This is a genomic window from Micromonospora sp. NPDC048907 (genome assembly GCF_055586885.1).
Genome location: NZ_JBVJHI010000010.1, coordinates 120914 through 144904 on the forward strand (window position 1 = coordinate 120914; position 23991 = coordinate 144904).

Sequence of the window (23991 nt, forward strand, 5' to 3'; positions counted from 1 at the left end):
GTTATAGCCTCTCGAACATGCGTACGAATGACGAGATGTCGCGGCTCCAGGCCGCCGTCAGTGCTCTGGGGGACGTCGATGTCTCCGCGTGGCCCGAGGACGCGCTCAAGGACCAGCTCGGCGAGCTCTCGGCCGTCCTGGTCGCGCTCGACACGCTGCTCACCCGGGTCGCCGACGAGGTGCGCGCCCGCGGCCTCCGCATCGAGGAGCCCGTCTCGGCCTGAGCCGGCCGCCGCCTGCCCGCTCGTGGGGAGTTGACGTTCCTGGGGGACGCCAACCCCCCACGGCCGGGAAGCGCCCGGCTGTCGGGGGTGGCTGGCAGGATGAGGGACGTGCGCTTCCTTGAGCTGGCGGCCACGTCGGCGGCCGTGGGCGCCACCAGCGGCCGACGGGCCAAGGTGGAGCTGCTGGCCGCCGCGCTGCGGTCGCTCGATCCCGACGAGGTGCCGGCGGGCGCCGGCTACCTGGCCGGCGAGCTGCGGCAGCGGCAGACCGGGGTGGGTTGGGCGAGCCTGCGTGACCTGCCCCCGCCGGCGGCCGAGCCGAGCCTGACCGTGGGCGGCGTCGACGCGGCGATCGAGGAGATCGCGGCCGTCGGCGGCGCGGGCTCGCAGGCCCGGCGGCGCGAGCTGCTCGGCCGGCTCTTCGCCGCGGCCACCGCCGACGAGCAGCGGCTGCTGGCCGGCCTGTTCCGCGGCGAGCTGCGCCAGGGCGCCCAGGCCGGCCTGCTCACCGAGGCGGTGGCCCGGGCCGCGGACGTGCCGGTCGCCGCCGTGCGGCGAGCCCTGCTGCTCGCCGGTGACCTGCGGGCGGTGGCGGTCGCGGCGCTCTCCGGCGGGGCGGCCGCGCTGGCCGGGTTCGGGCTCCAGGTGGGCCGCCCGCTCGCCCCCATGCTGGCGCAGAGCGCGCCCTCGGTCGACGAGGCGCTCACCGCCACCGGCACCCCGGCGGTGGTCGACGTCAAGCTCGACGGCATCCGCATCCAGGTGCACCGGTCCGGTCCGGACATCGCGGTGTTCACCCGGAGCCTCGACGACATCACCGGCCGGCTGCCCGGGGTCGTGGCCGCGGTCCGCGCGCTGCCCGCCCGCGAGCTGGTGCTCGACGGCGAGGCGATCGGGCTGGACGCCGAGGGGCGCCCGCTGCCCTTCCAGGAGACCTCCAGCCGGGCCGCCCGGCGCATCACCCCGAGCACCACCGGCGGCACTCCGGTGGCACCCGCCGTGCTCGCCGCGGCCGAGCGCACCGGCGAGACGGTGCTGACGCCGTACTTCTTCGACCTGCTGCACCTCGACGGCACGGACCTCATCGACCTGCCCGGCCGGGAGCGGTGGGCCGCGCTGGCCGGCGCGGTCGACCCGGCGCTGCTGGTCGGCCGGGTGGAGGTGGACGACGCCGAGCAGGCCGGCGCCGCCTTCGCGGCGGCGGTCGACGCCGGCCAGGAGGGGGTGGTGGTCAAGGACCCGGCCGCCCCCTACGACGCCGGCCGGCGGGGCGCGGCCTGGGTCAAGGTGAAGCCGCGGCACACCCTCGACCTGGTGGTGCTGGCGGTCGAGTGGGGCAGCGGCCGGCGGCAGGGCTGGCTCTCCAACCTGCACCTGGGCGCCCGCGATCCGCGCACCGGCGACTTCGTCATGCTCGGCAAGACGTTCAAGGGGCTCACCGACGAGCTGCTGCGCTGGCAGACCGAGCGGTTCCTCGCGCTGGCCGTGGAGAAGGGCGACTGGGTGGTCCGGGTCCGGCCGGAGCAGGTGGTCGAGATCGCCTTCGACGGGGTGCAGACCAGCAGCCGCTACCCGGGCGGGATGGCGCTGCGCTTCGCCCGGGTGCTCCGCTACCGGGACGACAAGAGCGCCGCCGAGGCGGACACCATCGACGCGGTCCGGGCCATCCACGCCGGTCGGGTCACCGGCTGACCCGAGGGCCTGGTCCGCCGCCGAGCGGGGATCAGGTGGCGGCCGGCTCGGCGGCCCGGTCCACCGGCTCGCGCGGCCCGTCGAGGCCGGCCAGCCGGCGCGCCTCCCGCCGGGCGACCCAGCCGTAACCCACCAGGCTCATGCCGGCGAAGAGCCACCACTGCAGCACGTAGCCGAAGTTCTGCCAGTTGTTGGTGTGCCCGATCGGCACCGCCTGGAACGTGGGGTCGGCGGCCGGGGTCTGCTGGTCGAGCAGCACGTAGCCGCCGGACACCGGGTAGGGCAGCTGCTTCGCCAGGCGGGGGATGCTGATCCGCCGGGTCTCCAGCTTGCCGTCGCGCCGGTCGACCGCGCCGCCGCCGCTCTCGCTGGACACCAGCCGGCCGGTGACCGTCACCGCGCCGGCCGGCGCGGCCGGCACCGGCGGCTGGGCGGTGGCGTTCCCGCCGGGGACGGGCGGGACCCAGCCGCGGTCGACCAGCACGGCGCTGCCGTCGTCGAGGACCAGCGGGGTGAGCACCTCGAAACCGACCTTGTTGTCGACGGTGCGGCCGCGGACCAGGACGACGTTGGCGCTGTCGTACCGGCCGGTGGCGGTGACCCTGGTCCAGGTGAGCCGGTCGGCCGGGGCCGGGCCGGTGGTGCCCGGGCCGCCGGTGGGCGCCGGCAGGGCCTCGCGCAGCGGCGCGGGGGTCATGGTGGCGCCGGCGTCGATCCGCTCGTTGATGGCCGTCCGGCCCCGGTAGCGGTCCAGCTGCCAGTTGCCGAGGAAGACCATCACCGCGGCAGCGACCAGGGTCAGCGCGAGATAGCCGAGCCAGCGTGGGGTCAGCAGAAACCGGTACACGTTGGCCAAGGCTACCCGTATGAGCGGCGCCACTGGCCCGCGCCGGGCCGGATCGGGCCGGTCGCCGGCCGCCGTGCGTCGGTCCGGGCGGGTATGGTCACGCGGGCGGAAACCACCCCAGAGCAGGAGTCGATGATGACCGTCGTGCCGCGCGTCGTGCTGAGCGCGCCCTCCTCGGGGCACGGCACCGGTGCCCTCTCGCTGGGCCTGCTCGCGGCCCTCGCCGACCGCGGGCTGGACGTGGCCGGGTTCAAGATCGGGCCGGACCAGGTCGACGCGGCCTACCTGGGGTTGGCCGCCGGGCGCCCGGGGCGCAACCTCGACCCGCGGCTGGTCGGCCCGGAGCGGGTCGCCCCCCTCTTCGCCCACGGCGCCGCCGGCGCGGGGTTCGCGCTGGTCCAGGGCACCATGGGGCTCTACGACTCGATCGCCGGCCGGCCGGAGACCGAGTCCACGGCGGCCGTCGCGACCGCGCTGCGCAGCCCGGTGGTGCTGGTGGTCGACGTGGCCGCGATGGGTCAGTCGGTGGCCGCCCTGGTGCACGGCTTCCGGGCCTACGACGAGCAGCTCTGGCTGGGCGGCGTGATCCTCAACCGGGTGGCGTCGCCCCGGCACGAGGCGATGCTGCGGGAGGCGCTCGACGACGTGGGGGTGCCGGTCTACGGCGCGCTGCGCCGCCACGAGCTGCCTCCGGTGCTGCCCGCCCGCCGGCACGGCCTGGTGCCGGTGGTCCAGCGCGACGCCGAGGCCCAGCGGGCGGTGCGCCGCCTCGGCGAGGCGGCCGCCGCCACGATCGACCTCGACCGGCTGCTGGCGCTGGCCCGGTCCGCCCCGGAGCTGACCGCCGCGCCGTGGTCGCCGGAGCCGGCCGACCCGCCCGCCGCCGGGGAACGGCCGGTGGTCGCCCTGGCCGGCGGCCCGGGTGGCAGCTACAGCCACCCGGAGACCGCCGAGCTGCTGCGCGCGGCCGGCGCCGAGGTGGTCACCGTCGACCCGCTGCGCGACGGGTCGCTGCCCGCCGGCACCCGCGCGCTTGTCGTCGGCGGCGGGCTCCCGGAGACGTACGCGGAGCAGCTCTCCGCCAACCGCCGGCTCTGCATCGCGGTGGCCGAGCTGGCCCGCACGGGGCGTCCCGTGGTCGCCGAGGGTGCCGGCCTGCTGTGGCTGGCCCGGGAGCTGGACGGCCTGCCCATGTGCGGGGTGCTCGACGCGGTCGGCGCCAGCCGGGACGGCCTGGTCGTCGGCTACCGGGAGGCGACCGCGGCCGTCGACAGCGTGGTGGCCCGGGCCGGCGCCACGGTGGTGGGGCACAAGCAGCACGCCGCGGTGCTCACCCCGCGGGCCGGGGAGCGGGCGGCCTGGCGCTGGGAGGGTGGGGCCCCGGAGGGGTTCGTGTGGCGGGGCGTGCACGCGTCGCAGCTCGTGCCGCACTGGGCCGCGTACCCGGGGATGGCGGCCCGGCTGGTCGCGGCGGCCGTGGCCCCCGCGGAGGCCCCGGCGTGATCGGGCAGGTGGCGGTGCGCCGGTTCCCGGCGCTGACCGTCTCCACCCCGCGCACCGAGGTGCGCCAGCTCGCCGCGGCGGACGCCGAGGCGGTCGACGAGGTGTTCGCGGACCGGCAGACCCAGCGCTGGCTGCCGCTGGCCGACTCCTCGGGGCAGATCGACGGGCGGGCCTGGTGCACGGAGCTGGCCCGGCAGCGCCGGGACAGCGGCGACGGCGACCACTGGGCGGTGGTCCGCCGCGAGGACCGGCGGGTGGTCGGGTGTCTGTGGACCCGCCGCACCGACTGGGGCGCCCGGCTGACCGAGGTGTCCTACGCGATCGCCCCGCACGCCCGCGGCTACGGCCTGGCCGCCGAGGCGGTCGACGCGGTCGCCATCGCGCTGATCCTGGAGCACGGCTTCCAGCGGGTCGAGCTGCGGGTGGCGCCCGGCAACGTCGCCTCCCGCCGGGTGGCGGAGAAGGCCGGCTTCAGCTACGAGGGCCTGCTCCGCAACGCCGGCTTCGTGCACGGCGCCCGCGTGGACCTGGAACTCTGGTCCTTCGTGAGCGCCGACCTCCGCTGATCCCCGGCCACCGGAAGTCGATCAAGAGGTTCGCGCGCGGAACCGGCTGGTTCCTGACGCAAACCTCTTGATCGACTAACCCGGGCGCACCCCCGGGCGGTTCGGGGTGGTGCGGTCAGCCCACGATCTGGTCGCTGGGTGGGGTGAACTGGCGGGTGGGTTGGCCCTTCAGGGCGTCGCGGAGGGTCATGGCCACCGCGTTCACCGGGATCATCGACTGGCCGTCGCCCACCGCGTTGAACGGGTTGTCCGGGTCGGCGATGAAGCTCGCCGCCGCCAGTTCCGGCGTGTAGCCGACGAACCAGGCCGACCGGGTGCTGTCCGTGGTACCCGTCTTGCCGGCGACCGGTCGGCCGACCGTGCCCCGCACGCTGTCCGCGGTCGACCAGCCGCCGCAGCCCCCCTTGGCCGGGGTGTCACCGGTCGGGCAGCGGGCCGCGTCGGTGGCCGCCCGGGCCGCGTCGGCGCTGACCACCTGCCGGCAGCGCGGCTTGGCGATCTCCCGCTGCACCCCGCCCGGCGTCCGGTACGCGGCCGGCGTGCCGTCCCGGTTCATGATCGAGTTGACCGGGATCGCCTCGCAGTAGCGTCCGTCGGCGGCGACGGCCGCGTACGCGTTGGCCATCTCCAGCGGGGTGGCGTCGGAGACGCCCAGGGTGAACGCTCCCCACTTCTTCACCTTGGTCGGGGACGCCTGGTCGCGGTCCACGTCGGTGCGCCAGCGCAGCCCGAGCTGTTCGGCCAGCCGGACCGCCCGGTCCGCGCCGACCTGCTCCTCCAGCCACACGAAGTACGTGTTCACCGACTTCCCGAAGCCGGACCACATGGTCTGCTGGCCGGTCATCGCGCCGCTGGCGTTCGACGGGGCCCAGCCGTCGTACACCGACGACTTGTACCGGTACGGGGCGTTGAACGAGGTCGAGAGCTTCATCCCCGAGTCGAGGGCGGCGAGCATCGGGAACATCTTGAACGTCGATCCGGCCTGGTAGCCGGGGAGCGTGCCGCCGCCGAGCAGCGGCGCCACCGTGTTCGGGTAGTTCGCCTTCACCTTCGGGCCGGCCTCCGGATTGGAGCTGGGCCCGTTCTCGCTCAGGTCCAGGGAGTAGTTCCGGTTCACCGCCATCGCCTTGATCCGCCCGGTGCCGGGTTCGGCGACGACGACCCCGTTGGCGAACGGACTGCCGGTGTTGTCCTTGGCGCCGACGTTCTTCTCGGCCGCCGCCTGGATCTTCGGGTCGATGCTCAGCACGATCCGGTAGCCGCCGCGGCGCAGCTTGTCCATCCGTTCCAGCCGGTTCTCCCCGAACGCGGGCTGCGCGCTCCACCAGTTCTTCAGGTAGTCGCAGGCGAAGCCCCAGGTGCGGTACTGGTTGTTGATCGAGGCGCAGTCGTTCGGCGGGTCGGTGAGCTTCAGCTTGATCGGCTCGGCCTTGGCCGCCGCCGCGGCGTCCGGCGAGAGGTAGCCGAGGCGGGTCATGTTGTCGAGCACGTAGTTGCGCCGCCCGGTGGCGTCCTTCTGGTCGGAGGTGATCGGGTCGTACTCCGACGGGGACTTGACCAGGCCGGCCAGGGTGGCCGCCTCGACCGGGGTGAGGGTGGCCGGTGTCTTGGAGAAGAAGATCTGCGAGGCCGCGTAGATCCCGTACGCCCGGTGGCCGAAGTAGGCCGAGTTCAGGTAGCGCTCGAGGATCTGTTCCTTGCTGACGTGCTTCTCGATGTCCAGCGCCATGCGCATCTCCTTGACCTTGCGCAGGCTGGTCTGCTGGGTGGCCTCCTGGACCTCCTTCGGGGTCTTCGCGCTGTCCCGCAGGGCCATCCGGACGTACTGCATGGTGATCGTCGAGGCGCCCTGGGAGACGCCGCCGGACCGGGCGTTGGACACGAAGGCGCGGGCCACGCCCTTCGGGTCGACGCCGTGGTGCTGGTAGAAGCGGTTGTCCTCGGCGGCGACGATCGCCTGCTGGATGTTCGGCGACATGTCGTCGATCTTGGTGTACTGCCGGTACTCCTCGTAGAACATCGTCAGCACGGTCTTGCCGTCCGGCGCGTACAGGTACGAGGTCTCGGCGGGCAGCGCGGTCTTCAGGATGTTGGTCTTCTGCTCCACTGCGTGTGCGGTGGCCTTGGCCCCGATGCCGGTGACGGCGGCCAGCGGATAGGCCGCGGCGGCGACCACGATGCCGGCGATGAGTCCGGCGCGGAGGAGGGGCACGGCACGACCAGCGGAGGCAAGGGGTCGGTTGCTCACGTGGTCAAGCTATGACATTTCCGATTCGGAAATGAGAAGAATTCATAAACGGGCGAGTGGTTCAGCGGTGGTGACGCGGCCCACGCCGGGATGCGCTGTCCCGGGCGGCGGCTTCCCGGCAGGATCGCGGACATGCGTGCTCAGCTGATCGGGACCGCCGCCGCGGCGGCCGAGCCCGACCTCGGCCACCACGGGGACGCCGAGGCCACTCCCGGTCTGGTCGACCTGGCGGTCAACGTCCGCCGCGCCCCGATGCCGGACTGGCTGGCCGACCCGCTGGTCGCCGCCATGGGCGCGCTCGCCGCGTACCCGGATCCCGGCCCGGCCCGGGCCGCCGTCGCCGCCCGGCACGGGCGTCCCCCGGAGGAGGTACTCCTCACCGCCGGCGCCGCCGAGGGCTTCGTGCTGATCGCCCGGGCACTGCGCGAGGCCCGGCGGCCGGTGGTGGTCCACCCGCAGTTCACCGAGCCGGAGGCCGCCCTGCGGGCCGCCGGCCACACCGTCGAGCGGGTGCTGCTCGACCCGGCCGACGACTTCCGGCTCGACCCGGCCCGGGTGCCCGCCGACGCCGACCTGGTGCTGCTCGGCAACCCCACCAACCCCACCTCCGTGCTGCACCCCGCCGGGGCGCTCGCCGCGCTGGCCCGCCCCGGCCGGGTGCTCGTGGTCGACGAGGCGTTCGCCGACACCACGGCGGCCCCCGGCGTGGACGGCGAGCCCGAGTCCCTCGCCGGCCGCCGCGACCTGCCCGGTCTCGTCGTGGTCCGCAGCCTCACCAAGACCTGGGGACTGGCCGGGCTGCGGATCGGCTACCTGCTCGGCGACGCCGCGCTGCTCGCCCGGCTCGCCGCCGCCCAGCCGCTCTGGGCGGTCTCCACCCCGGCGCTCGCCGCCGCCACGGCCTGCGCGTCCCCGGCCGCCGCCGCGGCCGAGCGCGCCATCGCCGCCGGGCTCGCCGCCGACCGCGACCACCTGGTGGCCCGCCTGTCCGGCCTGCCCGGGGTACGCGTCGTGGGCCGCCCCGCCAGCGCCTTCGTCCTGGTCCACCTGGCCGGCGCCGCCGGCGTGCGCGAGCGGCTGCGGGAGCGCGGCTGGGCGGTCCGCCGCGGCGACACCTTCCCCGGGCTGGGCCCGGACTGGCTGCGGATCGCGGTGCGCGATCCGGCAACGACCGACGCCTTCACGGACGTGCTGGCGGAGATCCTGGAGGCATGATGTTGGAGTCCACCGTCGCGGCGATCCGGCCGCTCGACGAGGCCGCCATGGCGGCGGCCCGCGAACTCCACGGCCGGCTGACCAAGCCCGCCGGCTCGCTCGGCGCCCTGGAGCCGCTCTCCGTACGCCTCGCCGGCCTCGCCGGGACCTGCCCGCCGCCGCTGCCCGAGCCCGCCGCGGTGGCGATCTTCGCGGGCGACCACGGCGTGCACGCCCAGGGCGTCACCCCGTGGCCGCAGGAGGTCACCGCCCAGATGATCGGCAACTTCCTGGCCGGCGGCGCGGTGGTCAACGCGTTCGCCCGCCAGGCCGGCGCCTCGGTCACCGTGGTGGACGTCGGTGTGGCCACCCCGCTCCCGGCCGACCCCGCCCCCGACCCGGCCGGCCCCCGCCTGGTCGCCGCGAACGTGCGGCCCGGCACCCGGGACCTGACGGTCACCGCCGCGCTCACCCGCGACGAGGCCCGCGCGGCCGTGGAGGTGGGCATCCGGGTGGCCGGGGAACTGGTCGACGCCGGGGCGGGCATCCTGCTCACCGGGGACATGGGCATCGGCAACACCACCCCGGCCGCCGCGCTGATCGCCGCGTTCACCGGGGCCGACCCGGCGGCGGCGACCGGGCGGGGCACCGGGGTGGACGACGAGACGTACGCCCGCAAGGTCGGCGTGGTGCGGGCGGCGCTGGACCGGCACGCGCCCGACCCGGCCGACCCGCTCGGGGTGCTGGCCGCGGTCGGCGGCCTGGAGCACGCCGCGCTCGCCGGGCTCATCCTCGGCGCCGCCGCGCGCCGCGTCCCGGTGCTGCTGGACGGCGTCATCGCGGTCAGCGCCGCGCTGGCGGCCGCCGCGTTCGCGCCGGACGCGGTCGGCGCGATGGTCGCCGGGCACCGCTCGGCCGAGCCGGGCGCCACGGCCGCGCTGCGGCACCTCGGGCTGGACCCGCTGATCGACCTCGGGCTGCGGCTCGGCGAGGGCACGGGCGCGCTGCTCGCGCTCCCGGTCGTCACGGGCGCGGTCCGGGTGCTGCACGAGGTCGCCACCTTCGACTCGGCGGGGGTGGCCGAGAAGTGAGCGGGCGCAACCTCCGGTTCAGCGTGTTCCGTCGCAGCGGGACGGCGACGACGTGAGCGGCAACCCGTACCCCCTCGGGTTGCGGCTGGCCGGCCGGCGGGTGGTCGTGGTCGGCGGGGGAGCGGTGGCCACCCGGCGGGTGCCCGCGCTGCTCGACGCCGGGGCGGACGTCCTGCTGGTGGCGCCGGAGCTGACCCCGGCGCTGCGGGCGCACGTGGACGCCGGCCGGCTGCACTGGGAGCCGCGCCGGTTCGCCCCGGCCGACCTGGACGGCGCCTGGCTGGTCCAGGTGGCGGTGGACGACCGGATCGCCGCGGCCTCGGTCAGCGCCGCCGCCGCCGAACGGCGCATCTTCTGCGTCCGCGCCGACGACCGGACCGCCGCCACCGCGTGGACCCCGGCGGTGACCCGGCACGGCCCGGTCACCGTGGCCGTGCTCGGCGGCGGCGACCCCCGCCGCGCCATGAACGTCCGGGACGCGATCCGCGCGCTGCTGGGTGCGCGGACGGACCCGCTGCTGGCGCCCGCGGAGGTGCCCGCCGCCGCGGCCGGCGGGCGGGTGGCGCTCGTCGGGGCGGGCCCCGGCGACCCCGAGCTGATCACCGTGAAGGGCTGGCGGCTGCTGACCGAGGCGGACGTGGTGGTCGCCGACCGGCTCGTCCCCGGGCTGCTCCTCGACGAGCTGCGGGCGGACGTCGAGCTGGTCGACGCCTCCAAGATCCCGTACGGGCCCGCGCGGGCCCAGGAGGAGATCAACCGAATCCTGGTGGACCGCGCCCGGGCCGGGAAGGTCGTGGTCCGGCTCAAGGGTGGCGACCCGTACGTCTTCGGCCGGGGCGGCGAGGAACTGCTGGCCTGCGCCGAGGCGGGCGTGCCGGTGACCGTGGTGCCCGGGGTGACCAGCGCGATCTCGGTGCCCGCGGCGGCCGGGGTGCCGGTCACCCACCGCGCCGTGGCGCACGAGTTCACCGTGGTCTCCGGGCACGTCGCGCCGGACTCGCCCGACTCCCTGGTCCGGTGGGAGTCCCTCGCCGGCCTGCGCGGCACCCTGGTGATCCTCATGGGCCTGAAGAACCTCGCGGCGATCAGCGCCGCCCTCGTGGCGCACGGCCGGCCGGCGGACACCCCGGCCGCGGTGATCCAGGAGGGCACCACCGGCGGGCAGCGGGCCCTCCGCTCGACCCTCGGCGCGGTGGCCGCCGACGTGGCGTCCGCCGGCCTGCGCCCACCCGCCGTCGTCGTGGTCGGCGACGTCGTCGGCGCCCTCGACGCCTGAGCACGCGAGCGGCCCGGGACCAACCGGTCCCGGGCCGCCGCCGTGGCCGGTCAGGTCACTGCTTGAGCATGTTGTCCAGCATCAGGGCGCAGCGGATCAGCCCGAGGTGGCTGTAGGCCTGCGGGTGGTTGCCCAGCCCGCGCTCGGCCAGCGGGTCGTACTGCTCGGGGAGCAGACCGGTCGGCCCGGCCGTGTCGACCATCTGGGCGAACAGCTCCTCCGCGTCGCTGCGCCGGCCGGTGCGCAGGTACGCCTCGATCAGCCACGCCGTGCAGATGTGGAAGCCGCCCTCCCGGCCGGGCAGGCCGTCGTCCCAGTGGTAGCGGTAGACGACCGGTCCGCTGCGCAGCTCCGCCTCGATCTTCAGCACCGTGGACAGGAAGCGCGGGTCGTCCCCGGCGAGCAGCCCCGAGATGCCGATCCAGAGCGACGAGGCGTCCATCTCCTCGTACCCGTAGGCGACGCTGTACGCCTCGGCCTCCGGGTGCCAGCCGTGCTCCAGCACGTTGTCGGCGATCCGGTCGCGCAGCTCGACCCACTCCGGCCGGTCCTCGCCGCCGTGCTGCCGCACCACGTGCAGCGCCCGGTCGACGGTCATCCAGAGCATGACCTTGGAGAAGACGTGGTGCCGGGGCGGGAGGCGGGCCTCCCAGATGCCGTGGTCGGGCTCGTGCCAGCGGCGGCGGACCGCCTCGACCATGTTCTCCAGCACCCGCCACTCGTCGTCGCGGACCGAGCCCCGGGCGTCGGCCACCGCGGCGATCAGGTCCGCGACCGGCCCGAAGACGTCGAGCTGGAGCTGGTGGTTGGCGAGGTTGCCGACCCGGACCGGCCGGGAGCCGGCGTAGCCGGGCAGGGTGTCGATGACCGCCTCGGCCCCCAGCTCGTAGCCGTCGACCGTGTAGAGCGGGTGCAGCCGCTCCGGGTGCCCGCCGGTGCGGTCGATGACGCCGTCGACCCAGCGCAGCAGGCCTTCCGCCTCCTCGGTGGAGCCGAGGTCGACGAGCGCGCGGGCGGTCATGGCCGCGTCGCGCAGCCAGCAGTAGCGGTAGTCCCAGTTGCGGACGCCGCCCAGCTCCTCGGGGAGCGAGGTGGTCGCCGCGGCGAGGATCGAGCCGGTCGGCTCGTGGCAGAGCCCGCGCAGGGTGAGCGCGCTGCGGGCCACCAGGTCCCGGGCCGTGCCGGGCAGCCGCAGCGAGGCCACCCAGTCCTTCCAGGGCTGCTCGGCGGCGGCCTGCCGCTCGTGGATCGGCACCCGGTGGTGTTCCAGGCTCTGGGTGCCGAAGCGCAGCTCCAGCACCACCTGTCCGCCGGCGGCGGACAGGTCCACGACGGCCTTGGCGGTCTCGTAGCCGGCGTCGTTGGTGACCTCCCACTCGACGCCCGGCGAGTAGAGGGCCACCGGCTCGTTGGAGCCGAGCACCAGCAGCCCGTCGTCCAGCGGCTGGAGCTGCACGGCGACCTGGCCGAACTCGGGGCGCGGGGCGAACTCGATCCGGGCCCGCCCGCTGCCGCTGAGCACGCGGACCAGCGTCGAGTCGCCGGTGACGACCGCCGGGTCGTCGGGCGTGGTCTCCCTCGCCGGCAGGTCCAGCCAGTCGGTCACGGTCAGGCCGGACCAGCGGGTCTCCACCGTCATGGTGTTGCTGCGGTAACGCTGGCCGAGCGGGATGCCACCCCGCTGGGGGCCGACCGTGAAGTGCCCGGCCGGGCTGCCGCCGACCAGGTCGGCGAAGATGGCCGCGGAGTCCGGCTTCGGGTGGCACAGCCAGGTGATCTTGGCCTCGGGGGTGACCAGCGCGACCGTGCGGCCGTTGGCCAGCATCGAGTGCCGCTCGATCGGCACCGCCCGCTCGCCGAAGAGCCAGTGCCGCCGGGTCTCCAGCAGCAGGCCCAGCGCCCGGGCCGCCTCGATGGGCTCGGCCACCCGGAAGTCGGCCCGGGTGTCGCCCGGGCCGATCTTGATGCCGACGTCCGGCCCGTGCAGGTTGCCGAAGGCGTTCTCGTCGGTGACGTCGTCGCCGATGAACAGCACCGCGCTGGCCGCGAGCTGGGTGCGGAGCTGGTCGACGGCGGTGCCCTTGTGGGTCGCCACCACCGACAGCTCGATGACCTCCTTGCCCTGGGTGACGGTGACGTCCGCCCAGGTGGCGGGGCCGCTGCGGACCGCCTCGATGGCCGCGGCGGCGATCTGCGGGTCCACCCCGCGGGTGTGCACCGCGACGCTTGCCGGCTTGCGCTCCAGGCGGATGCCCGGGTGGGCCGCGGCGATCTCGCGCAGCTCGTTGCGGAGCCGGTGGCGGACCGCGATCAGCTCCGGCGTCAGCCGCTCGACGAAGCCGATGTCGAACTCCGAGCCGTGGCTGCCGACCAGGTGCACCTCGCTGGGCAGCCGGGAGAGCGTGGCCAGGTCACGCAGCGCGCGGCCGGAGACCACGGCGACGCTGGTCTGCGGCAGGGACGCGAGAGCCCGGACCGCGGCCACCGACTCCGGCAGCGGCACGGCCTTGCTCGGGTCCTCGACGATCGGAGCCAGGGTGCCGTCGTAGTCGCAGGCGACCAGGAGCTGGGGGACCCGGGCGATGCGGCCGATCGCGGCGCGCAGCTCGGGATCCATCACCCCGCCGGGCGGAGTGGTGGCGGCAGAGGAGCTCACGCCGCCTCCGCATCGGGCACGCCCAGTTCGGTCAGGAAGGACTTGGCCCAGTGGCCCACGTCGTGGCTGCGCAGGTGGCGTTGCATTATCCGCATCCGGCGGCGGGCCTCGGGTTTCTCGACGTGCACGGCGCGCAGCAGCGCGTCCTTGACCGCGTCGGGGTCGTGCGGGTTGCACAGGAACGCCTGGCGCAGCTCGGTGGCGGCGCCGGCGAACTCACTGAGCACGAGCGCGCCGCCCTGGTCGGCGCGCGATGCGACGTACTCCTTGGCCACCAGATTCATTCCGTCTCGCAGCGGGGTCACCATCATCACGTCTGCCGCGACGTACATCGCGGCGAGTTCGGAGCGACTGTACGACTGATGCAGATAATGCACCGCCGGCACGCCGACCCGTCCGAATTCACCATTAATCCGGCCGACCTCGCGCTCGACCTTCACCCGAAGTGCCTGGTAGTGCTCCACGCGCTCGCGGCTCGGTGTGGCGACCTGCACCATGACCGCGTCGGGGACTGTCAACTTTCCGTCAGCGAGGAGTTCGCGGAAGGCCTTCAGCCGGAGCTCGATGCCCTTGGTGTAGTCGAGCCGGTCCACGCCCAGGATGATCGTCTTGGGGTTGCCCAGCTCCTCGCGGATCTGCTTGGCCCGGGCCTGGATCGCCGGGTCCTCGGCCAGCCGCTCCATCTCCCGGGTGTCGATCGAGATGGGGAACGCGCCGGCCTTCACCTGCCGGCCGTCGACCTGGATCATCTGCCCCTCGTAGCGGAGGCCGAGCAGGTGCCGGGCCAGCCGGACGAAGTTCTGGGCCGCCAGCCGCTGCTGGAAGCCGACCAGGTCGGCGCCGAGCAGGCCGCGCAGGATCTCGGTGCGGAACGGCATCTGCATGAACAGCTCGATCGGCGGGAACGGGATGTGCAGGAAGAACCCGATCCGCAGATCCGGCCGCAGCTCGCGCAGCATCGCGGGCACGAGCTGGAGCTGGTAGTCCTGCACCCAGACCGTGGCGCCCTCGGCCGCCACGTCCGCCGCGGCCTCCGCGAACCGGGCGTTGACCAGGCGGTACGCCTCGCGCCAGCGCCGCTTGTAGGCGGGGGTCTCGACGGCGTCGTGGTAGAGCGGCCAGATGGTCGCGTTCGACTGCCCCTCGTAGTAGCGCTCCAGCTCCTCGGCGCTCAGCGGCACCGGGTGCAGCCGGATCCCCTCCAGGTCGAAGGGCTCGGGGGCGGCGCCGGTGCCGCCGGCCCAGCCCACCCAGGTGCCCTGGTGCTCGGCGAGGACCGGGTGCAGCGCGGTCACCAGGCCGCCCGGGCTGCGACGCCACTGCCGCCCTTCGGGTGTGCTCACCTCGTCGACCGGCAGTCGGTTCGCCACAACGACAAAGGAGCTACGGACGGTCACGATCGGCCACCTCCGGTTGCTGACGGGTCCACCGCGCTGAGCGTACTGAGCGTAGCTGCGGCCTCTGTTGCCCCGTGCCGGAGTTCCCTACCCGTCCCGGAAGCGCCGAATCCACATCGTGATCTTGTCGACAGCGGCGGCGCGCCGCGCACTCGGGGGCGGGGTGATGTGGGCGGACCGGGGCGTACCTGTCAGGATTGACGATGGCGTGCGCGCGGCCGGCCCCGGCCGGCGGCGGCCGGCGGACCTCGCAGCCCGCGCCCGCGCCCGTAGCTCGCGATCGCAACCGACGGAGGTAGCCCGCACCGTGGCCCAGTTCATCTACGTCCTGGAAAAGGCGCGCAAGGCGCACGGCGACAAGGTCGTGCTCGACAACGTGACGCTGAACTTCCTGCCGGGGGCCAAGATCGGTGTGGTCGGTCCGAACGGCGCCGGTAAGTCCAGCCTCCTCAAGATCATGGCAGGTTGGGACCAGCCGAGCAACGGCGAGGCCCGGCTCATGCCCGGCTACACCGTGGGGATGCTGGCCCAGGAGCCGGCGCTCAACGACGCCAAGACCGTCCTCGGCAACATCGAGGAGGCGGTCGCCGAGACCAAGGCCAAGCTGGAGCGGTTCAACAAGATCGCCGAGCAGATGGCGACCGACTACTCCGACGAGCTGATGGAGGAGATGGGCAAGCTCCAGGAGGAGCTCGACCACGCCGACGCCTGGGACGTCGACTCCAAGCTCGAACTGGCCATGGACGCGCTGCGCTGCCCCCCGCCGGACGCCGACGTGACCCAGCTCTCCGGCGGTGAGCGCCGCCGGGTGGCGCTGTGCAAGCTGCTGCTGGAGGCGCCGGACCTGCTGCTGCTCGACGAGCCCACCAACCACCTGGACGCGGAGAGCGTGCAGTGGCTGGAGCAGCACCTCGCCAAGTACGCCGGCACGGTGATCGCCATCACCCACGACCGGTACTTCCTCGACAACGTGGCCAACTGGATCCTGGAGCTGGACCGCGGCCGGACCTACCCGTACGAGGGCAACTACTCCACCTACCTGGAGAAGAAGGCCGCCCGGATGGCGGTCGAGGGCCGGCGCGACGCCAAGATGAAGAAGCGCCTCGACGAGGAGCTGGAGTGGGTCCGCTCCAACGCCAAGGCCCGGCAGACCAAGTCCAAGGCCCGCCTCGACCGCTACGAGGAGATGGCCACCGCGGCCGAGCAGACCCGCAAGCTGGACTTCGAGGAGATCCAGATCCCGCCGGGCCCGCGCCTGGGCAACACCGTGATCGAGGTCAAGGACCTCGTCAAGGCGTTCGGCGACCGGGTGCTGATCGACAACCTGAGCTTCTCGCTGCCGCGTAACGGCATCGTCGGCGTGATCGGCCCGAACGGCGTCGGCAAGACCACCCTGTTCAAGACCATCGTGGGCCTGGAGGAGCCGACCGGCGGCTCGGTGCGCGTCGGCGAGACGGTCTCCCTGTCGTACGTCGACCAGAGCCGGGCCGGCCTGGCGGGGGACAAGACGGTCTGGGAGACGGTCTCCGACGGGCTGGACCACCTCCTCGTGGGCAAGGTCGAGATGCCGTCCCGGGCGTACATCGCCGCGTTCGGCTTCAAGGGCCCGGACCAGCAGAAGCCGACCAAGGTGCTCTCCGGCGGCGAGCGCAACCGGCTCAACCTGGCGCTGACCCTCAAGATCGGCGGCAACGTCATCCTGCTCGACGAGCCGACCAACGACCTCGACGTCGAGACGCTCGGCAGCCTGGAGAACGCGCTGCTGGAGTTCCCCGGCTGTGCCGTGGTCATCTCCCACGACCGGATGTTCCTCGACCGCGTGGCTACGCACATCCTGGCCTGGGAGGGCGACGACCAGAACCCGGCACGGTGGTTCTGGTTCGAGGGCAACTTCGAGGCCTACGAGAAGAACAAGATCGACCGACTCGGCGCGGAGGCCGCCCGGCCGCACCGGGTGACGTACCGCAAGCTCACCCGTGACTGACCGGTTCGTCTACGACTGCGCGCTGCGCTGGTCCGACCTGGACGCGTACGGCCACGTCAACAACGCCCGCTTCCTCACGCTCTACGAGGAGGCGCGGGTGGCGATGATGTTCGCCGGCGGCCGGGCGTGGGGGGTGGGCTCGTTCGCCGACGGGGTGGTCATCCGCCGGCACGAGGTCGACTACCTGCGCCCGGTCGACTACGCCCTGGGCCGGGCCACCGCGGAGGCGGCCCCGACGGTGCGGATCGAGCTGTGGGTGGAGGAGATCCGGGCGGCCTCCTTCACGATCGCCTACGAGCTCTACGACCGCGACGTGCTGGCCAGCCGGGCGCGCTCGGTGCTGGTCCCGTTCGACCTGACCGCGCAGCGGCCGCGCCGGATCTCCGCGGACGAGCGGGCCTTCCTGCTCCGGTACGCGCCGGGGCTGCCCGGATGAGCACGGCGGCCACCGGGCACGGGCTGGGTGGGGTGCCCGACGCGGGCGCCTTCCTGGCCCGCCTGGTCCGGCTGGACCCGGGCACCCTGGTCCGGCTCCGGCCGGTGCCGGGTGCCGGGCGCACCGCCCTGTGGGCCCGGCTGCCGTGGGACGTGCTCGTGGTCCGGACCGTCCCGGGCACGGCGCCGGGCGACGTCACGGTGGCGGCGGGGGAACTGCTGGCGGAGCTGTCGGCGGGTGGCGACGCGCTGCCCCGGCGCCGGGACGACGGGTGGCGCTGGCCGCTGCCGCCGGCGGCCAGCCGGCCGGTGGAGGCGCTGCCCGCCACCGAGGTCCAGCGGATCGCCGCCGCGGCGGCGGGGACGCTGCGCGAGGCGGCCACCCACGGCGTGGCGGGCCGGGCGGTGGGCCAGCGGGCGCTGCGGGACGCGCTGCTGGACCACGTCGCGGTGGTGGTGACCCCCGACGAGGCGCCGGACGCGCCGGTGGAGGTGCCGCAGCGGCTGGTGCAGGGGCTGGTCCGGATGGGCTTCCTCGGCGCCGGCGACGTTCAGGTACGGGTCGCCGGCCGTTGGGTCGGGCTCGTCGGACCGTACGGAGCGGCCTGGTCGCGGAAGGTCGCGGACCTGGCGCTGACGCCTATCGGAGTTCATCCGAACGGATGACCCCTGGTCGTTCTTCCGGTTTGGGGCGGCCGTTGGGGGGATGCCTCCTGCCGGCTGTCCGGGTACCGTCCATCCTCGGATCCAACGCACCGTAGGCGGCTGGATCCGCTGGGGAGTGAGGTGCGCGAGCGATGCCGTGGTGGTCATGGCGCCCAGGTCCCGCCGGAGGCGGCGGCGACCCGGAAACTCGAAGCGGGATCACAGTGGATGACACCGTCCGGGTCGGGCCACCGACCCCCCGTCAGCCGGCGGACGACGCGGCGGCCGCCGAGCGGCAGGTGATCGCCGACATGCCGGCAACCGTCGCCCCGGTCACCCTCCGCCGGGTCTGCGACGCGCTCGACCTGCTCGACGTGCGCTACCTGGCCGACGGCGACGGGAACCTGCTGGCCATGTGGGAGCGGCACGCGGTGCTGGTCACCCTGGAGGGCCCCGAGGACGAGATCCTGGTGATGCGGGCCCGCCCACACGCGACGGTCCCGCCGGACTGGGCCGACCGCGCCTACCGGGTGGTCAACGAGTGGAACCACACCCGGCGGTTCTGCAAGGCCTACATCGGCGACCCGACCGAACGCGGCCAGCTGCCCATCTACGCGGAGCTCCAGGTCCCGCTCGGTGCCGGCACCCACGACGCGCTGCTGGTCGAGATGCTCGACTGCGGCGCCGCGGTGGCCACCACCTTCGTCGACTGGCTGCACGACGAGGGCGCCCTGCTCTGAGACGCCGCCGGGCCCGCTCCGGCCCGCCGCCGCCGTCCGGTCAGCCCTCGGCCGCCGGGTCCTCCATCACGTTCACCATGAAGTAGGCGGCCCGCTCCAGGTAGTCCCAGAGCGCGGCGGCGAGCTGCGGAGGCAGGTCCAGCCGGTCCACCGCCCGGCGCATGTGGTGCAGCCAGGCGTCCCGCTCGACCGCGCCGATCCGGAACGATGCGTGCCGCATCCGCAGCCGCGGGTGGCCACGCTGCTCCGAGTAGGTGTGTGGGCCACCCCAGTACTGGATGAGGAAGAGGGTCAGCCGGTCGGCCGCGGGGCCGAGGTCCTCCTCCGGGTACATGGGCCGCAGCAGCGGGTCGGTGGCGACACCGGCGTAGAACTCGTCCACCAGCTTGCGGAAGGCGGGTTCGCCGCCGATCGCCTCGAAGAGGGTCATCGACTCGCCTGGGGAAGTCACGCCATCCATCCTGCCAGGTGCCGCCCGGGGCGGCCCAACGCCCACCTCCCGGCGGGAGTCAGGTCACCGCGTGCCGGCGCCGGCCGCGGTCGCCGGGCCGCTCGCCCGCCACGCCCCGGCCCGGGGTGTGCCCGCCGCTCTCGTCACGGGCGGCCGTGGCGGCGGACTCCGCCCGGGCGGCCGCGACGGCCGCCTCGACGGTGGCCGGGCGCGGCCAGGTGAGCACCGCGAGGAGCATCAGCAGCACGCCGGCGGCGCTCCACGCGCCGACCACCGAGGGAATCGCGAACCGCTCGGCGAGCGCCCCGGTGGCCAGCACGGCGGCGCCCTGGATGATCTGGGTGCCGCTGGCCATCACACCGAAGGCCCGGGCCCGGTAGCCCTCCGGCAGCGCCTGGACGAAGAGCCCGTTGGCGACCGGGATGAGCCCCGCCACCGCGAAGCCGCACGCGGCGGCGAGGAGCGCCACCACGACCGGCGGCGGGTCGAGCAGCGCCGGGACCAGCACTGCCGGGGCGATCACCGCCAGCGGACGCATCAGGGTCAGCCGGCGGGCCGGGCCGACGAACCGCCCGACGGCGAGCCCGCCGAGCACGTACCCGACCGGGTTGGCAGCCATGATGACCGCCTGGGCGGTGCCGGTGTCCATGCCGTCCCCGGCCCGCTCGGCGGCCCACGCCGCGGCGAGCCCCTCCGGGACGATCGAGAAGACCATCGCGCTGAACACCAGCACGGCGATGGCGCGCAGCACCGGGCGGCCGAAGACGAGCCGGAAGCCCTCCGCGGTCTCCCGCAGCAGGTGGCTGCGGTGCGCCTCGGTCATGGCCGGCGGCCGGTCCCGCAGGCCGAAGCGGACGAGCGCCGCGGAGACGCCGAAGGTGGCCGCGTTGATCAGCAGCGCGGCGGCCGGATTGACCGCGGCCACCGCCGCCCCGAGCAGGTAGCCGAGGACCTGGGCGGCCTGCCCGCTGCTCACCGAGACCGACAGGCCGACCACCAGCCGGTCGCCGGCGAGGATCTGGGGCATCAGCGCGGACCGGGCGGCCTGGCTCGGCGGGTTGGCCAGCGTGGCGGCGAAGATCAGGGCGAGGACCGCCCAGGGCGGCATGCCGGGCAGGGCGACCAGCACCATGAGGAGCATCCGGACCACGTCGCAGGCCACCATGACCTGCCGGTACCGGTAGCGCTCGGCGAGCGCGGAGAGCAGCGGACCGCCGACCAGCCAGGGCAGGTAGCTCGCCGCGAACGCGGCGGCGGACAGCGCCACCGAGTCGGTCTGCCGGTAGACGAGGACGGTCACCGCCGCCTTCGCGACGTAGTCACCGATCCAGGACAGAGCGCTTGCCGTGAAGAGGACCCGGAACTCCGCGAGGCTGAAAACGTCGCGGAAAGTGGCCGGCCCCTCCGGGGCGGGTCGCTCGTCGGACACCGTCGCCTCCATCGTTTCCGGGTCGACCACTCGTGATGGTCCGACCTGGAAACCGTCGTCAGATCTACGGATCAGCGAGGACACCAGCACGCTCCCCTGGGGAGCGTGTTCACCGGATTCTGCCCGATCGTCTGACAACTGGCTAGGGTGAACGGATTGATCGTCACATCTCCGACTGAACGAACGGACGATACCCGAGGGGCCGCGCGGCGCGCGACCCCGGAATTTCGTCGGGCCCGTCGAGCCGACCGGTGACGCGGGTCAGGTGGCCCCGCCGGTGCCCGTCTCGCCCCCGCCCGGGGCGCGGGTCGGCAGGCCGGGATAGAGCCGCGCCGCGGCGATCCGCGCCGTGATGCCCGAGTTCTCCAGTGCCTCGGCGAGCCGGCGGCGCAACTCGCGGCCGACCGCGAACTGCCCGTCGGCGGTGGTCTTCACCACGGTGCGGATCACCGCGCCGTCGACCGTCATCTGCTCGACGCCGAGCACCTCCGGCTCCTCGACGATCTGCGGCGCCAGCTCGGGGTCCAGCGCGACCGAGGCGGCCGCCGTCCGCAGCACCGCGGTGGCGTCCTCGGTGCCGGCGAAGCCGATCGGCAGGTCGACCACGACGAGGGCCCAGCCCTGGCTCTTGTTGCCCACCCGGATGATCTCGCCGTTGCGGATGTACCAGAGCACCCCGCGGCCGTCGCGGACCGTGGTGACCCGCAGGCCCACCGCCTCCACCACGCCGGTCGCCTCGCCCAGGTCGACGGTGTCGCCGACGCCGTACTGATCCTCGATGAGCATGAACAGGCCGGCGATCAGGTCCTTGACCAGACTCTGCGCGCCGAAGCCGAGGGCCACGCCGGCGATGCCGGCGCTGGCCAGCAGCGGGGCCAGGTCGAAGCTGAACTCCTTGAGCACCATGAGCAGGGCGATGCCGAAGATGAACGCGGTGACCATGCTGCGCAGCACCGAGCCGATCGCCTCGGCGCGCTGCCGCCGCCGCTCGGGCACGAACTGGTCCGGTTCGAGCGTGGCACTGGGGATCCGCTCACGCAGCGGGCGGAGCATGGTGGGCACCGCGCCCTCGGTGGTGGTCCGGACCAGCCGGTTGATGGTGCGGTGCAGGGCCCACCGGGCGGCCACGGCCAGCAGCAGGATCAGCACGATCCGCAGCGGCTTCAGCAGGATCCAGTAGCTGCTCTCGGCGAACCAGGCGGAGTTGGTGACCTTGTACACCCACTCGCAGGAGCTGCTGCCCTGGCAGTCCGGGCGCCGGTCGGAAACGGCGGACAACACGGTGGCGATCAGGTCGGAGAGACTCACCCTGCCTTCGTACCGCAACACCGCTGGGCGCCCGCTGGCGACCCGCCCCGGCCGCGGCCGGCGGGGCGGCGGACCGATCATGCGGGGCGGAACCGGTCATCCTGGCACGGACGGAGAAAGCTTCATGAGGGTACCCCGGATTAGTGCGTGCAATCCGGGGCGCGATCAGGGACTATTGGCGCAACGGACGTCGGTGATCCGGCCGGCGTCGGTGTCGTTCCCCGCTGCCCGCGGGGCGCGCCCGGCGTCATGGTGGCCGGAGCGGCTGGACCGGGAGGGTGAGCGCGATGCCTGACATACGACCCACGGCGGGCTCCGGTGCACTCGTTCTCAACGCCACCTACGAGCCCCTGTGTGTCGTGTCGGTGCGTCGCGCGGCGATCCTCGTGCTCTCCGCCAAGGCCGTCTGCGTGGCCGACGGCGAGGGCATCCTGCACAGCGCGCGCAACGCGCTCCCGGTCCCCTCGGTGGTCCGGTTGACCCGCTACGTCCGGGTCCCCTACCGCACCCACGTCGGGCTCTCCCGGCGGGCGATCTTCGCCCGGGACGGCTGGCGCTGCGCCTACTGCCGCGGCCCGGCGGAGACCATCGACCACGTCTTCCCCCGCAGCCGGGGCGGCCGGCACGCCTGGGAGAACGTGGTCGCCGCCTGCGCCCGCTGCAACCACACCAAGGGCGACAAGACGCCGGCCGAGCTGGGGTGGCGGCTGCACAGCCTCCCGGCCGCCCCGAAGGGCACGGCCTGGCGGGTGCTCGGCCACCGGGCGCCCGACCCCCGCTGGGCGGACTGGCTCGACCTGCGCGAGCCGGAGCCCGAGGCGGCCTGAACGGCCCCCTCAGCGTGCCTTCACCAGCGAGGCGTAGACCACCAGGTTGTCCGCGTACCCGGTCTCGCCGCCCACCCAGCGTCCGCCGCAGGTGATCAGCCGCAGGTTGGGGCGGCTGAAGTCGCCGTAGACCTCGCGCACGGGCAGCCGCTCCTTGCCGTACCGCTCGATCGAGGTCACCTCGAAGACGGCCACCGAGTGGTCCTGCCGGGTCACCTCGATCCGGTCGCCGTCGTCCAGGTCCTTGAGGTCGTGGAAGACGGCCGGCCCGGTGGTGGTGTCGACGTGCCCGACGAGGACGGCCGGGCCGTACTGCCCGGGGGTCGGTCCCTGCTCGTACCAGCCGACCTCGCCGGCCCGGCCGACGTCCGGCACCGCGATGCTGCCGTCCGGGGCGATGCCGACCCGGTGCACCGGCGCCCGCAGGTCGATCTTGCCGATCGTCAGGTCGGTCGGCGGGCTGCCGGACAGCACCGGGAACTTCTTCGGCGGCGGGCGCAGGCCCGCGGTGAGCTGCTCCGGCAGCACGCTGATACCGGTCAGCCGCTCCACGCCGAGCATCGCCACGATCGTCGCCATCAGCGCCGCGACCACCAGCACCGGGACGCCGGGGCCGCGCTGCGCGGCGTACCGCCAGCGGCCGGCGGCCGTGGCCTGCCGTGCGGGCGCCACCGGGCGGGCCTGCGGGTCCGCGGTGGTGACGCTGGCCGAGAAGGCGTGGCCGGCGGCGCGGGTGAACCGGCGTGCGGCGCGGGACACGAGCCGCAGCCCGTCGGCGACCCGGGAGCCGGTCCGGTGCGGGCCCCGGCGGGCGGCGCCGGCGGCCCGGCGCGGGTCCGGCCCGGGACCGGTGCGGTCGTGGCGGCGCGGTGAGCGGGCCATGGCCGCACCCCCGTCAGACGCGGCTGCCGGACTTGCGGCGGGCGCCCACCCCGGCCACCACGGCCACCGCGACCAGGCCGCCGACCAGCAGCAGCGAGCCGGCGCCCCGGCCGCCCGCCGTGCCACCGCCACCGGTCGCCGGACCCTTGCTCGGCTGGGCCATGTTCAGCACGGTGAGCATGGTCGAGGCGGTCTTCCCGTTGGAGCAGTCCAGGTTCACCGGGTAGTCACCGGGCGCCTTGTTGCCGGGAATGGTGACCGCTCCGGTGAGGAAGCCGTTGTCCGGCCGGAGCATCACCCGCCCGAAGGCGTCCGAGGTGACCTGGGCCTGCCGGTCGTTGTTGCCGTCGCAGCTGGCCCGGATGCTCACCCGGGAGCCGGCCTGGACGCTGTTCGGCGTCACCTCGACGAAGACGTTCTCCCCGGCGCGGGCCGGAGCGGCGGTGCTCAGGACGAACGCCGCGACCAGGCCGAGAAGGCCCAGGACGGCCCAGAGCGCGCGGTGTGACAGGAGCCCTCGCATGATTCCCCCCTTCCGGTGCGGCGCACCGGAATCCTGCTGACGGGCAGCGCGGGCTGCATTCCCCCTGACGCGG

General features: G+C 74.4%; 21 protein-coding genes. 12 read left to right on the top strand and 9 right to left on the bottom strand.

Annotated features, from left to right (window positions below; translation table 11 throughout):
- Positions 1–17: 17 nt before the first annotated feature.
- Positions 18–224, top strand: coding sequence for a hypothetical protein (locus ACZ6PY_RS27975; protein WP_466077438.1), 207 nt, complete (start codon positions 18–20; stop codon positions 222–224).
- Between the two features lie 108 nt (positions 225–332).
- Positions 333–1916: an ATP-dependent DNA ligase gene (locus tag ACZ6PY_RS27980; protein WP_466077441.1), complete on the top strand. Its 1584-nt coding sequence runs from the start codon at positions 333–335 to the stop codon at positions 1914–1916.
- A 31-nt stretch (positions 1917–1947) separates the two neighbouring features.
- Here the strand turns inward: ACZ6PY_RS27980 and ACZ6PY_RS27985 are convergent, their stop codons facing one another.
- Positions 1948–2763 (bottom strand): SURF1 family cytochrome oxidase biogenesis protein, encoded by an 816-nt coding sequence (locus tag ACZ6PY_RS27985; protein ID WP_466077444.1) that lies wholly within the window; start codon positions 2761–2763, stop codon positions 1948–1950.
- A gap of 135 nt (positions 2764–2898) precedes the next feature.
- Between ACZ6PY_RS27985 and ACZ6PY_RS27990 the strand changes: the two genes are divergently transcribed.
- Both ACZ6PY_RS27990 and ACZ6PY_RS27995 read left to right on the top strand, forming a co-directional pair.
- Positions 2899–4266 (top strand): cobyrinate a,c-diamide synthase, encoded by a 1368-nt coding sequence (locus ACZ6PY_RS27990; RefSeq protein WP_466077446.1) that lies wholly within the window; start codon positions 2899–2901, stop codon positions 4264–4266.
- On the top strand, positions 4263–4832 hold the full coding sequence (locus ACZ6PY_RS27995) for a GNAT family N-acetyltransferase (RefSeq protein WP_466077448.1): 570 nt from the start codon (positions 4263–4265) through the stop codon (positions 4830–4832). The genes ACZ6PY_RS27990 and ACZ6PY_RS27995 overlap by 4 nt, the downstream gene beginning before the upstream one ends.
- Before the next feature lie 115 nt (positions 4833–4947).
- Here ACZ6PY_RS27995 and ACZ6PY_RS28000 read toward each other — a convergent pair whose 3' ends face one another.
- Entirely contained in the window at positions 4948–7080 is a 2133-nt protein-coding gene (locus ACZ6PY_RS28000) for a transglycosylase domain-containing protein (RefSeq protein WP_466077451.1), read from the bottom strand.
- 132 nt (positions 7081–7212) lie between these two features.
- Here ACZ6PY_RS28000 and cobC point away from each other — a divergent pair, with 132 nt between their 5' ends.
- The 3 genes from cobC to cobA are packed head-to-tail and all read left to right on the top strand — an operon-like array spanning position 7213 to position 10641.
- The gene (gene cobC / locus ACZ6PY_RS28005) at positions 7213–8295 is read left to right on the top strand and encodes an Rv2231c family pyridoxal phosphate-dependent protein CobC (RefSeq protein WP_466077454.1); all 1083 of its coding nucleotides are present in this window, start codon (positions 7213–7215) and stop codon (positions 8293–8295) included.
- Positions 8295–9365 (top strand): nicotinate-nucleotide--dimethylbenzimidazole phosphoribosyltransferase, encoded by a 1071-nt coding sequence (gene cobT, locus ACZ6PY_RS28010; protein ID WP_466077580.1) that lies wholly within the window; start codon positions 8295–8297, stop codon positions 9363–9365. The genes cobC and cobT overlap by 1 nt, the downstream gene beginning before the upstream one ends.
- Before the next feature lie 52 nt (positions 9366–9417).
- Positions 9418–10641 (top strand): uroporphyrinogen-III C-methyltransferase, encoded by a 1224-nt coding sequence (gene cobA, locus ACZ6PY_RS28015; protein ID WP_466077457.1) that lies wholly within the window; start codon positions 9418–9420, stop codon positions 10639–10641.
- A 55-nt stretch (positions 10642–10696) separates the two neighbouring features.
- Here the strand turns inward: cobA and otsB are convergent, their stop codons facing one another.
- A complete protein-coding gene (gene otsB, locus ACZ6PY_RS28020) occupies positions 10697–13258 on the bottom strand; it encodes a trehalose-phosphatase (protein ID WP_466077583.1) in 2562 nt (853 codons plus the stop codon).
- A gap of 35 nt (positions 13259–13293) precedes the next feature.
- Positions 13294–14694 carry an alpha,alpha-trehalose-phosphate synthase (UDP-forming) gene (locus ACZ6PY_RS28025; RefSeq protein ID WP_091269672.1) on the bottom strand — a complete coding sequence of 467 codons (1401 nt, stop codon included), beginning with the start codon at positions 14692–14694 and terminating at the stop codon, positions 13294–13296.
- Positions 14695–15001: 307 nt separating this feature from the next.
- On the opposite strand from ACZ6PY_RS28025, the gene ettA reads away from it, so the two are divergent.
- The 4 genes from ettA (at position 15002) to ACZ6PY_RS28045 (ending at position 18498) form a co-directional block, all read left to right on the top strand.
- A complete protein-coding gene (ettA, locus tag ACZ6PY_RS28030; RefSeq protein WP_466077459.1) occupies positions 15002–16678 on the top strand; it encodes an energy-dependent translational throttle protein EttA in 1677 nt (558 codons plus the stop codon).
- On the top strand, positions 16671–17114 hold the full coding sequence (locus tag ACZ6PY_RS28035) for an acyl-CoA thioesterase (RefSeq protein ID WP_466077462.1): 444 nt from the start codon (positions 16671–16673) through the stop codon (positions 17112–17114). Before ettA ends, ACZ6PY_RS28035 begins: the two co-directional genes overlap by 8 nt.
- Entirely contained in the window at positions 17111–17779 is a 669-nt protein-coding gene (locus ACZ6PY_RS28040; RefSeq protein ID WP_466077465.1) for a DUF8185 domain-containing protein, read from the top strand. The genes ACZ6PY_RS28035 and ACZ6PY_RS28040 overlap by 4 nt, the downstream gene beginning before the upstream one ends.
- 131 nt (positions 17780–17910) lie before the next feature.
- Positions 17911–18498: a type III secretion system chaperone family protein gene (locus tag ACZ6PY_RS28045; RefSeq protein WP_466077468.1), complete on the top strand. Its 588-nt coding sequence runs from the start codon at positions 17911–17913 to the stop codon at positions 18496–18498.
- 40 nt (positions 18499–18538) lie between these two features.
- Here the strand turns inward: ACZ6PY_RS28045 and ACZ6PY_RS28050 are convergent, their stop codons facing one another.
- From ACZ6PY_RS28050 to ACZ6PY_RS28060, 3 genes are all read right to left on the bottom strand, one after another.
- Positions 18539–18958: a globin gene (locus tag ACZ6PY_RS28050; protein ID WP_466077470.1), complete on the bottom strand. Its 420-nt coding sequence runs from the start codon at positions 18956–18958 to the stop codon at positions 18539–18541.
- 49 nt (positions 18959–19007) lie between these two features.
- Entirely contained in the window at positions 19008–20390 is a 1383-nt protein-coding gene (locus ACZ6PY_RS28055; protein WP_466077473.1) for an MFS transporter, read from the bottom strand.
- Positions 20391–20639: 249 nt separating this feature from the next.
- Positions 20640–21704, bottom strand: coding sequence for a mechanosensitive ion channel family protein (locus tag ACZ6PY_RS28060; RefSeq protein WP_466077586.1), 1065 nt, complete (start codon positions 21702–21704; stop codon positions 20640–20642).
- A 269-nt stretch (positions 21705–21973) separates the two neighbouring features.
- On the opposite strand from ACZ6PY_RS28060, the gene ACZ6PY_RS28065 reads away from it, so the two are divergent.
- Positions 21974–22513 carry an HNH endonuclease gene (locus tag ACZ6PY_RS28065; RefSeq protein WP_313718606.1) on the top strand — a complete coding sequence of 180 codons (540 nt, stop codon included), beginning with the start codon at positions 21974–21976 and terminating at the stop codon, positions 22511–22513.
- A gap of 9 nt (positions 22514–22522) precedes the next feature.
- Here ACZ6PY_RS28065 and ACZ6PY_RS28070 read toward each other — a convergent pair whose 3' ends face one another.
- Positions 22523–23395 (bottom strand): class F sortase, encoded by an 873-nt coding sequence (locus ACZ6PY_RS28070; protein ID WP_466077476.1) that lies wholly within the window; start codon positions 23393–23395, stop codon positions 22523–22525.
- A 13-nt stretch (positions 23396–23408) separates the two neighbouring features.
- Complete coding sequence (locus ACZ6PY_RS28075) at positions 23409–23918, bottom strand: hypothetical protein (protein WP_466077479.1); 510 nt, start codon at positions 23916–23918, stop codon at positions 23409–23411.
- Positions 23919–23991: the final 73 nt, after the last annotated feature.

Coding starts and splice junctions, on each gene's coding strand:
- ACZ6PY_RS28045 (WP_466077468.1), top strand. CDS start 17,911: ATGCCGTGGTGGTCATGGCGCCCAGGTCCCGCCGGAGGCGGCGGCGAC.
- ACZ6PY_RS28070 (WP_466077476.1), bottom strand. CDS start 23,395: ATGGCCCGCTCACCGCGCCGCCACGACCGCACCGGTCCCGGGCCGGAC.
- ACZ6PY_RS28075 (WP_466077479.1), bottom strand. CDS start 23,918: ATGCGAGGGCTCCTGTCACACCGCGCGCTCTGGGCCGTCCTGGGCCTT.
- ACZ6PY_RS28055 (WP_466077473.1), bottom strand. CDS start 20,390: ATGGAGGCGACGGTGTCCGACGAGCGACCCGCCCCGGAGGGGCCGGCC.
- otsB (WP_466077583.1), bottom strand. CDS start 13,258: ATGGATCCCGAGCTGCGCGCCGCGATCGGCCGCATCGCCCGGGTCCCC.
- ACZ6PY_RS28040 (WP_466077465.1), top strand. CDS start 17,111: ATGAGCACGGCGGCCACCGGGCACGGGCTGGGTGGGGTGCCCGACGCG.
- ACZ6PY_RS27975 (WP_466077438.1), top strand. CDS start 18: ATGCGTACGAATGACGAGATGTCGCGGCTCCAGGCCGCCGTCAGTGCT.
- ACZ6PY_RS28065 (WP_313718606.1), top strand. CDS start 21,974: ATGCCTGACATACGACCCACGGCGGGCTCCGGTGCACTCGTTCTCAAC.
- cobC (WP_466077454.1), top strand. CDS start 7,213: ATGCGTGCTCAGCTGATCGGGACCGCCGCCGCGGCGGCCGAGCCCGAC.
- ACZ6PY_RS28050 (WP_466077470.1), bottom strand. CDS start 18,958: ATGGATGGCGTGACTTCCCCAGGCGAGTCGATGACCCTCTTCGAGGCG.
- cobT (WP_466077580.1), top strand. CDS start 8,295: ATGTTGGAGTCCACCGTCGCGGCGATCCGGCCGCTCGACGAGGCCGCC.
- ACZ6PY_RS27990 (WP_466077446.1), top strand. CDS start 2,899: ATGACCGTCGTGCCGCGCGTCGTGCTGAGCGCGCCCTCCTCGGGGCAC.